The 11,585-nt window shown below is 60.1% G+C and carries 11 protein-coding genes; 6 read left to right on the top strand and 5 right to left on the bottom strand.

All coding sequences use genetic code 11. The features are described from left to right. Window positions 1-67 precede the first annotated feature (67 nt). Window positions 68-940, bottom strand: a complete 873-nt coding sequence (locus AC1RMX_RS06310; RefSeq protein ID WP_493071079.1) for a LysR family transcriptional regulator — start codon at window positions 938-940, stop codon at window positions 68-70. 77 nt (window positions 941-1,017) lie between these two features. Here AC1RMX_RS06310 and AC1RMX_RS06305 point away from each other — a divergent pair, with 77 nt between their 5' ends. Both AC1RMX_RS06305 and hppD read left to right on the top strand, forming a co-directional pair. Continuing rightward, a complete protein-coding gene (locus AC1RMX_RS06305) occupies window positions 1,018-1,965 on the top strand; it encodes a DMT family transporter (protein WP_493071077.1) in 948 nt (315 codons plus the stop codon). Window positions 1,966-2,211: 246 nt separating this feature from the next. Then, window positions 2,212-3,288: a 4-hydroxyphenylpyruvate dioxygenase gene (gene hppD / locus AC1RMX_RS06300; protein ID WP_493071075.1), complete on the top strand. Its 1,077-nt coding sequence runs from the start codon at window positions 2,212-2,214 to the stop codon at window positions 3,286-3,288. A 60-nt stretch (window positions 3,289-3,348) separates the two neighbouring features. On the opposite strand, the gene rarD is transcribed toward hppD, so the two are convergent. From rarD to AC1RMX_RS06285, 3 genes are all read right to left on the bottom strand, one after another. Next, window positions 3,349-4,230: an EamA family transporter RarD gene (gene rarD / locus AC1RMX_RS06295; RefSeq protein ID WP_096821514.1), complete on the bottom strand. Its 882-nt coding sequence runs from the start codon at window positions 4,228-4,230 to the stop codon at window positions 3,349-3,351. A 139-nt stretch (window positions 4,231-4,369) separates the two neighbouring features. After that, window positions 4,370-5,383 (bottom strand): aldo/keto reductase, encoded by a 1,014-nt coding sequence (locus AC1RMX_RS06290; protein WP_493071072.1) that lies wholly within the window; start codon window positions 5,381-5,383, stop codon window positions 4,370-4,372. Window positions 5,384-5,452: 69 nt separating this feature from the next. Beyond that, the gene (locus AC1RMX_RS06285) at window positions 5,453-6,352 is read right to left on the bottom strand and encodes a LysR family transcriptional regulator (protein WP_493071070.1); all 900 of its coding nucleotides are present in this window, start codon (window positions 6,350-6,352) and stop codon (window positions 5,453-5,455) included. Between the two features lie 97 nt (window positions 6,353-6,449). On the opposite strand from AC1RMX_RS06285, the gene AC1RMX_RS06280 reads away from it, so the two are divergent. Beyond that, complete coding sequence (locus AC1RMX_RS06280; protein ID WP_493071068.1) at window positions 6,450-6,815, top strand: VOC family protein; 366 nt, start codon at window positions 6,450-6,452, stop codon at window positions 6,813-6,815. 352 nt (window positions 6,816-7,167) lie between these two features. After that, window positions 7,168-7,539, top strand: coding sequence for a DUF6124 family protein (locus AC1RMX_RS06275; protein WP_493071066.1), 372 nt, complete (start codon window positions 7,168-7,170; stop codon window positions 7,537-7,539). Window positions 7,540-7,602: 63 nt separating this feature from the next. On the opposite strand, the gene AC1RMX_RS06270 is transcribed toward AC1RMX_RS06275, so the two are convergent. Further along, window positions 7,603-8,913 (bottom strand): MFS transporter, encoded by a 1,311-nt coding sequence (locus AC1RMX_RS06270; RefSeq protein WP_096821509.1) that lies wholly within the window; start codon window positions 8,911-8,913, stop codon window positions 7,603-7,605. 171 nt (window positions 8,914-9,084) lie between these two features. On the opposite strand from AC1RMX_RS06270, the gene AC1RMX_RS06265 reads away from it, so the two are divergent. Next, a complete protein-coding gene (locus tag AC1RMX_RS06265; protein WP_096821508.1) occupies window positions 9,085-10,209 on the top strand; it encodes a sugar diacid recognition domain-containing protein in 1,125 nt (374 codons plus the stop codon). A 91-nt stretch (window positions 10,210-10,300) separates the two neighbouring features. After that, complete coding sequence (locus AC1RMX_RS06260; RefSeq protein ID WP_493071063.1) at window positions 10,301-11,440, top strand: glycerate kinase; 1,140 nt, start codon at window positions 10,301-10,303, stop codon at window positions 11,438-11,440. The last annotated feature ends 145 nt before the right edge of the window (window positions 11,441-11,585 follow it).

Below are 11,585 nucleotides of genomic sequence, written 5' to 3'. Positions count from 1 at the left end.
AACGGGGCACCTTCCGGAAAGCATTTGCTCTGTGCCCATGATAGATGGCCGATGGCGCTTGTGCCGCTCATCGGTAATCCAGCCGTGTCGCCAGCTGGATAAAGGCCAGGGCGGCGGGTGAAGCCTGACGTTGATCAAGCACGGCCAGACCGACTTGTCGTTGCACGATGGGTGACAGCGGTCGCTTCACGTAGCGCGGATCCGCCTCAACCGGCAGAAAACCTTCGGCCACGACGGTAATGGCATCGCCCCGGCCCACGGTGTCGAGGGTACTCAGCAACTGCGAGCAGCGGTAGCGGATATTCGGGCTCAACTTTGCTGCGTTGAACATCCGCGATACCAACTCCGAGGAACCCGCCTCGGTCAGCACGAACGGGTCGTTGCACAGCTCCTTCAGGGTCAACGTGTCACGAGTCGCCAGCGGATGATCGAGAGGGAGCAGGGCGACCATCTGATCTTCCACCAGGGCAAACGTGTCGAATCGATCTTCAGGCAGGACCACGAAGCCGATATCGATCCGCCGCTCCTCAAGCCACTGGACCACTTGCCGATCCGGCCCTTCGTCGATGTGCACCTCGATGCCCGGATGCGCCTCGCGGTAATGCCGAAGAATGTTCGGCAGCAACCTGATCGAAGACGTCGGGCCGAACGAGCCGATACGCAACGTGCCGCGTTTCATGCCCCGCGCATCGGCGGCTTCCTGACGCAATGTGTTGGCCAGCCCGAGCATGGCCCGTGCGCGCAACAGCAATTGTTCGCCAATGTCGCTGAGCTCCACGTGCGATTGATGCCGGCGCAGCAATTCGACGCCCAGTTCCTGCTCCAGCGACTTCAAGGCGTGGGACACCGCCGACTGTGAAATCCCCAGGCGATGAGCGGCGAGGGTGAAGCCGCGTAGCTCGGCCACCAGCGAAAAGATCTCGAGTTGGGTCAGGGTCATGAGTAAAGACTCATTTTACGATGATGTTGAATCAGTCGAATGATACGTCATTCGTCAGTTTCATCGTCGGGAGTGTTATGAACAGTCATGAATCCATTCGTCCGGTCGCCTCGGACATGCCCGTCTATCTGAACCTCGCCATGGTCAGCATGATCTGGGGCGGGACTTGGGTGGCCGGGCGGTTTCTGGCCGGCAGTCTGAGTCCGATCTTCGCTGCCAGTCTTCGGTTCTTGCTGGCCAGCGTTGCGCTGCTTGGATTTTTGTGGCTGGCGCGGATTCCCTTCGCACGGCCGACGGCGGGGCAATGGCTGCAACTGGCATCGCTGGGGTTCTTCGGGATTTTCTTCTACAACCTGTGCTTCTTTTACGGCTTGCAATACATCAATGCATCGCGGGCCTCTTTGATCGTTGCGTTGAATCCGGCGGTGATTGGCCTGGCGTCATGGTTGCTGTTCAAGGAGCGCCTGAGTCGATTGAAAGTCATCGGCATCCTGGTTTGCATCGGTGGTGCGGGTGTAGTGATCGTCAGTCGCAATCCGCAATTGCTGGCCGCAACGCCAGACGCCTGGATCGGCGACCTGCTGATTCTTGGCTGCGTGTTGAGCTGGGGTGTTTATTCGCTGTTCTCCCGCCGTCTCAACCAGAGCATCGGCCCATTGCAGACGGTGACCTTTTCGATTTTGCTCGGCACGCTGATGCTCTGGGCACTGGCTGCCGTTCGTGGCGAAGTGAGCGTGGCGTCGGTGGCCAGTCTGGGGATGACGCAGTGGCTGAGCCTGATCTATCTCGGGGGCCTGGGCTCGGCGCTGGCCTACATCGGTTACTACGATGGCATCCGCAAAATCGGTGCGACCCGCTCCGGCGTGTTCATTGCGCTCAACCCGCTGACCGCCGTGCTGGCCGGTGCAATCCTGCTGGGCGAGCAACTGACGATGCCGATGTGCCTGGGCGGCGTGCTGGTTCTGGCGGGCATCTGGCTGTGCAACAAACCCCTTGCACCGGGCCGAAAAAAGCGGATTTTATAGAGAGGGCAGACAACCCTATTTACGCTGTGTAGAATCGGGTTACGCATACAATAATAATCGTCTTCTGGCAGCAGAAGCCTCGCCCGCAAGAGCCTTGGGTCGACAATGAAGATATTCGGGTTTCAACTGATCTACGGTGACTTCCTCGCCCGCAGTGTGCGTGGCATCTCCTGTGCGCCACCCACCGGTCTCAGCATTACTGACAAATAACTCTGGTTAATTGATAAGAATGATGAGGCGCCAACCATGGCAGATTTATACGAAAACCCAATGGGCCTGATGGGCTTCGAGTTCATCGAGTTCGCATCGCCGACTCCTGGCACCCTGGAGCCGATCTTCGAGATCATGGGCTTCACCAAGGTCGCGACCCACCGTTCCAAGAACGTGCACCTGTATCGCCAGGGCGCGATCAACCTGATCCTCAACAACGAACCCCACAGCGTTGCTTCGTACTTCGCGGCTGAACACGGCCCGTCCGTGTGTGGCATGGCGTTCCGGGTCAAGGATTCGCAAAAAGCCTACAGCCGCGCGCTGGAGCTCGGCGCCCAGCCGATCCACATCGAAACCGGTCCGATGGAACTGAACCTGCCGGCGATCAAAGGCATCGGCGGCGCGCCGCTGTACCTGATCGACCGTTTCGGCGAAGGCAGCTCGATCTATGACATCGACTTCGTGTTCATCGAAGGCGTTGACCGCAACCCGGTCGGTGCCGGCCTGAAGATCATCGACCACCTGACTCACAACGTATATCGCGGCCGCATGGCCTACTGGGCCAAGTTCTACGAGACGCTGTTCAACTTCCGCGAGATCCGTTACTTCGACATCAAGGGCGAATACACCGGCCTGACCTCGAAAGCGATGACCGCGCCGGACGGCATGATCCGCATCCCGCTCAACGAAGAATCGTCGAAGGGCGCCGGGCAGATCGAAGAGTTCCTGATGCAGTTCAACGGCGAAGGCATCCAGCACGTGGCGTTCCTCACTGATGACCTGGTCAAGACCTGGGATCAGTTGAAGAAGATCGGCATGCGTTTCATGACCGCGCCGCCGGACACCTACTACGAAATGCTCGAAGGCCGTCTGCCGAACCACGGCGAGCCGGTTGATCAGCTGCAATCGCGCGGCATCCTGCTCGACGGTGCATCGGACAAAGAAGACAAGCGTCTGCTGCTGCAGATCTTCTCGGAAACCCTGATGGGCCCGGTGTTCTTCGAATTCATCCAGCGCAAAGGCGACGATGGTTTCGGCGAAGGCAACTTCAAGGCACTGTTCGAATCGATCGAGCGTGACCAGGTGCGTCGTGGCGTACTCGCTACCGAGTAACCTGCGGATGTAAAAAAGCCCGGCCTGCAATGTTGCAGGCCGGGCTTTTTATTGCGCGTCTTACGGGCGCCGCTGGCGCATCAGATGCTTGAACCCTTCAAACACCAGCACCACCACTGCGAGCCAGATCGGGATGTAGGTCAGCCATTCACCGGGTTTGATGCTCTCGCCGAGCAGCAGCGCCACTCCAAGCAGCAACACCGGCTCCACGTAACTCAACAAACCGAACAGGCTGAACGGCAACAGGCGACTGGCAATGATGTACACCACCAGCGCCGATGCACTGATCAGGCCGAGCAGCGGAATCAGCCACGCCAGCGCCGGATACTGATCGAACACGCCAAAACCCTGTTCGCCGCCGCGCACAAACCAGTACGCCACCGGCAGCATCAGCGTCATGTCGACCCACAAGCCGCCGAGGTTGTCGGTCTTGAGGTATTTGCGCAGCACGAAATACAACGGGTAGCCGACGACTACGACCAGCGTCGCCCAGGAAAACCCGCCGACCTGATACAACTCGTTCAACACGCCGAGGCTGGCAAAAAACACTGCGACTTTTTGCAGGTACGACAGGCTTTCGCCATAAGCGATGCGCCCGGTCAGCACCATGGCCAGCGGCAGCAGGAAGTAGCCCAGCGATACATCGAGGCTGTAGCCATTGAGCGGCGCCCACATGAACAACCACAACTGCACGCCCAGCAACGCTGCCGAAACGATCAGGCCACCGATCAACTTCGGTAGCGCTGGGATCCGGCGCAGCAACTCCAGCACCCGCCGCCATTCGCCGGACAACAACATGAACACGGTCATGCAGGGCACGGTCAGCAGCATCCGCCAACCGAAGATTTCCACGCCGCTCAACGGGGTGAGCAACGAGGTGTAGTAATACATGACGGCAAACAGCGTCGATGCTGTCACCGATAGAGCAATGCCTTTAGACAAACTGTCCTCGCGGGGGTGATGGTCAAACGGGGCGCGCAGGATACGTGGTTTTTGTGCTGAATATTGGCCGAGTGATCAATATTTCCAACATTCGACACAGGTCCTGTGAGAGCAGGGACCTGTGTCGAAGCATAGGTGCTTAAGCCTGATGCGGTTTACGCCCCGGCACAAAATGGCTCACATCATTAAACCCCGGCGTAGACGCATGCCCCGGCGTCACCAGTGAGTCGATAAATGCCTCATCCTCCGCCGTGATCTTCACCGCCTGCGCCTTGGTGTACGCATCCCACTGTTCTTCAGTGCGCGGCCCGACAATCGCCGACGTCACCGCGCCGTTGTTCAACACCCAGGCAATCGCAAACTCGACAATCCCGACCCCACGCTCTTTTGTGTATTGCTGAATCTGCTGGGTAATGCGCAACGACTCCACCCGCCATTCGGTTTCCAGAATCCGTTTGTCCTGGCGCCCGGCACGGCTGTTGGCGTCCGGGGTCACGTCCGGTGCGTACTTGCCGCTGAGCACGCCACGGGCAAGCGGGCTGTAAGGCACCACGCCAAGGCCGTAAGTCTGGGCGGCGGTGATCTGCTCGGTTTCGGCCTGACGGTTGACGATGTTGTACAGCGGCTGGCTGATCACCGGGCGATCGACGCCGAGTTTGTCCGCTACGCGAATCACCTCGGCAATCCGCCAGCCGCGATAGTTCGACAGGCCCCAATAACGGATCTTGCCCTGGCGAATCAGATCGCCAATCGCCGAAATCGTCACTTCCAGCGGGGTGTTGTGGTCTTCGCGGTGCAGGTAATAGATGTCGAGGTAGTCGGTGCCGAGCCGGGTCAGGCTGGCCTCCAGACCATTGAAGATGTGCTTGCGGCTCAGACCGCTGCGGTTCGGCACGCCATCCACCGGGCCGAAACCGACCTTGGTCGCCAGCACCCATTCATGCCGATGACGGGCGATGGCTTCGCCGACGATCTCTTCCGAGCGGCCGTTGGTGTAGACGTCGGCGGTGTCGATGAAGTTGATGCCCTGATCCCAGGCCTTGTCGATGATGCGCAGCGAGTCTTCTGCGCTGGTCTGCTCGCCGAACATCATCGTGCCGAGGGTGAGGGTGGACACCTGCAACCCCGAGTGACCCAGTGTGCGATAGCTCATGCCGAAATCCTTTTGTCGGTGGGAAAGCTTCCATCAAATACCAGAAGCGCCCGGTACGGCAAAGTGAATTTATCGGCGCAACGCCTCGCAACGCTCGCGCAAAAACGCCTGCAGCACCTTCACCCGTTCCGACACCTGCACCCGGTGCGGGCACAGCAGATTAAACGGCACGCTCTCGCCGAGCCAGTCATCGAACAGCGTCAGCAGCCGCCCGGCACGCACGTCTTCGGCGACGTCGAGCCAGGCCTTGTAGGCGATGCCGTGCCCGGCGAGCGCCCAGCGGCGGGCGACTTCGCCGTCGTCGCTGAGATAGTCGCCGCGTACTTCGACCTCGACCGTTTCGTCGTCGCGATGGAAGCGCCAGGTGTTATAGGGCCGACCGTTGCGCAGGTAGAGCAGGGCGCTGTGCTCGCTCAAGTCGGCAGGATTTTGCGGTGTACCGTGGCGCTCCAGATACGCAGGGCTGGCGCAGGCGAGACGACGATGCTCAGGCAGAATCGGCAACGCCACCAGCGTCGAATCGCTCGGCACGCCAAAGCGCAGCGCCACATCTACTGTTTCGCGAAACAGGTCCGCATGCCGGTCGTTGAGCAGCAATTGCAGCTGAATGTGCGGATGCTCGCGCTTGAAATCGTCCAGCCACGGCAGCAACACATTGCGCCCGAAGTCCGACGGCGCCGCCAGTTGCAGCACGCCGCTCAGACCCTCGGTTTGCTGCTTCAGCGCCTGTTCGCCCTCGGCCAGTGTGGCCAGTGCCAAGCGCACGCTTTCCAGATAGCGCCGGCCTTCTTCGGTCAGGCGCATGCTGCGGGTCGAGCGGGCGAAGAGGCGGATGCCGAGGCGGGTTTCCAGGCGTTTCAACGCGATGCTGGCGGCGGCCGGCGTCAGCTCAAGCGCCCGGGCGGCGGCGGAAATGCTGCCGGAGTCGGCGGTGCGGACGAAGATCTCAAGATCCAGAATCGAGCTCATTGGTAAAAATCCTTTAAAGATCCTTGGCGTTTTGCGGGATTTTTCCGGGATTGGCAAGCGCAGATACTGGAATCCTGAATAACCGCAGGAGACAGACATGACGTGGACATTCGATCATCTCGCCTTCAACACCGCTGACGGGCAGACGCTGCAGGACGCTTTCGGCGGGTTATTGGGATTGACGCCGGGGCGTCGGCCACCGTTTCCGTTTCCCGGGCGCTGGTTGTATCAGGATGGGGAGGCGCTGGTGCATGTGATTGAACAGCCGGCGCTGGATGAGGCGGCATTGAGTCATATTGCGTTTCGTACGGATGAAGACGCGGCGGTGGTTTTGAAGCGGGTGCAGGGCAGTGGGTTGCCGTATCAGGTGGCGCAGGTGCCGGAGGACGGGATCTGGCAGATTTTTGTGCAGATGCCGGGCGGGTTGGTGCTGGAACTGGATGCGAAAACGGGGATCTTGTGAGCGTTTAATCGTGGCGTTTAAAGGACACGTCCAGACACGCACCGCAGGCTACACAACCTTGCGCCGTTGCCTACGACTAAGCCAGAATCCGCCGGCTTGTGCGCTTAAGGGCCGGGTTTTATCGTTGTCCCGTCGCTGAAAAGAACAGCGATCGGGTTTGGTAGCCCGGTTTTAATCTGGCGCATAGCGCACCTATATTCAGAGTTTTTTCTGTTTTTATGGTGGCCATGCGTAGGGCGTCTTCGGGCGCGCCGGTTTGCCAGATCACCGGTCTACCAACCTTCGTATGGCCGCCACCCAATCGTTTGGTAGCGAAGGTGATGGCTCCAATCTTGTATCTGGAGATTCACTTATGATCAAACCAACACCCAACCCACCCGAAACCGACACCACCTCGCCCTACGAAACCCTCGACTCCAAGAAATTCCACGAAGCCGCCGAACGCGCGCTCGATCACTACCTCAATCCGTTCCACCCCAGAAAACCGCTGCTCAAACCCAACGCCCGCTACCTCATCGCCCCCGGCATTCCAAGCGAAGAACTGTTGGCCGACGCCTGCGAAACCCTGACCTCCGCCAAAACCATGGCCAGCGATTTCGCCGGGATGATCGATGCGCCGCAGCGGCATGTCCTGCTGGGCATTGGGCAACTGATCATGCTGGCGGAACTGGCGGTCAATCGGGTGCTGGATAATCTGGATACGGCGGCTGAAGCCCGGCCCTGAACGATCGTAGAGCACCAATAAAAAACGGCCCGAAGTGGGCCGTTTTTGTGTGTTCGCCAGCAATCAGGCCCGCAACGTCCGCGTCATCCGCAACGCCAGCAAACTCCCGCCAACAATCACACCCGCCAGCAGATAAAGCGCCGCATCGGTCGAGCCGGTGCTGTCCTTGACCCAACCCACAAGGTAAGGGCTCAGGAACCCGGCCATCTGCCCCATGGAGTTGATCAACGCCAACCCGCCCGCCGCAGCACCTGCGCTCAGCATGGCCGTCGGCACCGGCCAGAACATCGGCAGACCGGTCAACGCACCCATGGTCGCGATGGTCAGACCGAGAATCGCAATCGCCGGATTCGCCGCAAAGTTCACCGCGATCAACAGGCCGATGGCGCCCATCAACATCGGCACCACCAAATGCCAGCGACGTTCTTTACGCAAGTCCGCCGAACGCCCGACCACCAGCATGAACACCGCCGCCAGCAGATACGGAATCGCACTCAACCAGCCAATCACCAGGTTATCGCTGAAACCGAGGTTCTTGATGATCGACGGCAGCCAGAAGTTGATCGCGTACACGCCGCTCTGGATGCAGAAGTAGATCAAGCCAAACGCCCAGATCGCCGGGTTCTTGAACACCGCAATCAGCGAATCGGAAGTGGTTTTCGGCTTGTTCGCCAGGTCTTCCGCCTGATCCGCTTCCAGCACCGAACGCTCATGCGGGGTCAGCCATTTGGCGTTGGCGAAGTTATCGCTGAGCAGGAAGTAGGCGAGTGCGCCCAGTATCACGGTCGGAATACCTTGCAGCAGGAACATCCACTGCCAACCGGCAAGGCCACCTTGGCCCGCAGCGAAGTGATTCAGGATCCAGCCAGAAAACGGGCTGCCGAGCAGGCCCGACACCGGGATCGCCGACATGAACAGCGCCATGATCCGGCCACGGCGAAAGGTCGGGAACCACTGCGAGAGATAGAGCACCACGCCCGGGAAGAACCCGGCTTCGGCGGCGCCAGTGAACAGGCGCAAGGTATAAAACTCGGTCGGCGTGGTGACGAACAGCAGGCAGGTCGACAGCGTGCCCCAGGTGATCATCATCACGGCAATCCAGCGCCGTGGACCGAATTTGGTCAGGGCCAGGTTGCTCGGTACGCCGCACAGCACGTAGCCAATGAAGAAGATACCGGCACCAAGGCCGTACACGGTTTCGCTGAATTTCAGCGCGTCAAGCATCTGCAGTTTGGCGAATCCAACGTTGACCCGGTCGAGGTAGTTGAACAGGTAGCAGATGAAGATGAAGGGGATCAAACGCAGGGTGATGCGTTTGTAGACGGCATTTTTATCGTCATCGATGGTCTGGGCGGCAGCGGCGCTCTGCGACATGGCGGCTCTCTCTTTATTATGATTTTTTGCGATGCAAAGGGTAACGTTGATCGCCCTGAGAGTCTCGGCCACCTTTGGCCGGATTGTCTTTGTGCCTGAGCACAGGGTTTGCCGCCAGACCCTGTGCGGGTGAACAACCGTCCGCGCCTGTTTTCAAGGATTCCAGCCCTTATGTTCGAACTCGATCACGACCTCGCCCAGGACATCGTCGACCGGGCCATGGCCATTTTGCCGTACAACGTCAACGTCATGGACAGCCAGGGGCTGATCCTCGGCAGCGGCGAGCCGGAGCGGATCAACACCCGTCACGAAGGTGCGCAACTGGTGCTGGCCAACGGGAGAGTAGTGGAGATTGACGCGCAGACGGCGGTGCATCTGAAAGGCGTGCAGCCGGGGATCAATCTGCCGTTGCTGCTCGATCAGCGTTTGATCGGTGTGCTCGGGATCACCGGTGAGCCGGAGCAATTGCGCACTTACGCCGAGCTGGTGCGCATGACGGCTGAAATGCTCGTTGGCCAGCGCAATCAGCAATCCGAGCAGCAGTGGCGGCGACAACGCTGCGATGACTTGCTCGCGTTGCTGTTGAGCGAAGCTGGGGACTCGCCGCGTTTGGTCGATGAAGCTCAGCAACTCGGGCTGAAACCGCAACTGACGCGGGTGCCCTATCTGTTTGAATTGGGTCTGGAGCATGGGCCGGGGCAGACCGTCGAGGCGCTGAGTGCCTGGTTGATGACGCGCTATCCGGACAGCTGGTGCGTGAGTTCCGCGAAGTCGTCACTGCTGTGGTGCCGGCCAGCGAGTCAGAACGTCGAGCATGATCGTTTGCTGGAAAAACTCGATGGCCTGGGCTGGAACATCCTGCGCATCGCCGTCGGTGGACAGGCCGATGGGCTGGCCGGGTTGCGCCGTTGCTATCGACGGGTCGGCGACTTGCTCGCCTATGGCCGCGAAGTGTTGCCCCGTTCACGGCTGCTGACTCTCAATCGCTATCGCTTGCCGGTCATGCTCTGGCGCCATCGCAACGATGATGCGCTGGATGAACTGCTCAAACCGTTGCGCAAGGTCATCGCCAAGGACAACAACGGCCAGTTGCTCGCGACCCTGCGCAGTTGGTGCGATCACGACGGGCAGAGCCAGGCTTGCGCGGATGCGTTGGGGATTCACCGCAACAGCCTGCGCTATCGGATGGAGCGAATTGCCGAGTTGAGCGGGGTCGATCCGCTGAGGCTCGACGGCATGTTGGCGCTGTATCTGGGTGTGCAATTGCTGCCGCAGACTGACGATTTGTCGAAATGAACAATAAACGCCTATCCAACTTGTGCAGCGGACAGGCGTCAACGCGCAAAGCGACTGGCAGCATGAGGGGCATTGGAACTGGAGAATTCGCATGAAAATCGTCATCGCCCCCGATTCGTTCAAGGACAGCCTGAGTGCCCAAGGCGTTGCAGAAGCCATTGCGCTGGGTCTGGCGCAGGTCTGGCCGCAGGCGACGCTGGTCAAATGCCCGATGGCCGACGGTGGCGAAGGCACGGTGGAGTCGATTCTCGCCGCCTGCGAAGGCGAACTGCGCCGCACCCGCGTGCGTGGTCCGTTGGGCGCGGCGGTTGAAGCGGCGTGGGGCTGGTTGCCGCATAACCACACCGCGATCATCGAAATGGCCGAGGCCAGTGGTCTGCAACTGGTGCCGCCGGGGCAACGCGATGCGTGCATCAGCAGTACCTTCGGCACGGGCGAATTGATCCGCGCAGCGCTGGATGCCGGCGCACAACGGGTGATCCTCGCCATCGGCGGCAGCGCCACGAATGACGGCGGCGCTGGTGCAATGCAGGCGCTGGGCGTGAAGTTGCTGGACGCTCAAGGGCAATCACTGGTGCCGGGCGGCCTCGCGCTGGCGCAACTCGCCAAACTGGACCTCAATGAACTGGACCCGCGTCTGGCGCAAGTCCGTTTCGACATCGCCGCCGACGTCAACAATCCGCTATGCGGCCCCCACGGCGCCTCGGCGATTTTCGGCCCGCAGAAAGGCGCATCACCCGCGCAAGTGCAGCAACTGGATCAGGCGCTGGGCCACTTCGCCGAACTCTGCGCGCAAGCGTTGGATAAAGACGTTCGTGATGAGCCGGGCAGCGGTGCAGCGGGCGGACTGGGTTTTGCAGCCAAAGCGTTTCTCGGCGCGCGGTTCCAGGCCGGGGTTGAAGTGGTTGCCGAATTGGTCGGGCTGGCCGATGCAGTGAAAGGCGCAGATCTGGTGATCTCCGGGGAAGGGCGCTTCGATGCGCAGACCTTGCGCGGCAAAACCCCGTTTGGCGTGGCACGGATCGCCAAGCAACACGGTGTACCCGTGATCGTCATTGCCGGCACCCTCGGCGAGGGCTATCAAGAACTCTACGGTCACGGCATCGACGCCGCATTCGCCGTCACCAGCGGTCCGATGACGCTGGAACAAGCCTGCGCCGAAGCACCGCGTCTGCTGCGCGAGCGCGCTACGGACATTGCCCGCGTCTGGCGCATGGCGACTCCGGACTGACCTGTCACCCATCATCTAAAACGTCGGGTGTTTCAATAGCGAAACACTCGCAATAATTTGAAAAATATTTGTTCTTTACCTGCAAAATTCCTCAAGCCTGGCCGATATAAAGATCAGGCGCGCACAAGACCTCCACAAACAGTGA

The organism is Pseudomonas sp. GW822-FHT03F04 (genome assembly GCF_058801405.1).
This window is presented reverse-complemented; position numbering and strand designations above follow the sequence as displayed.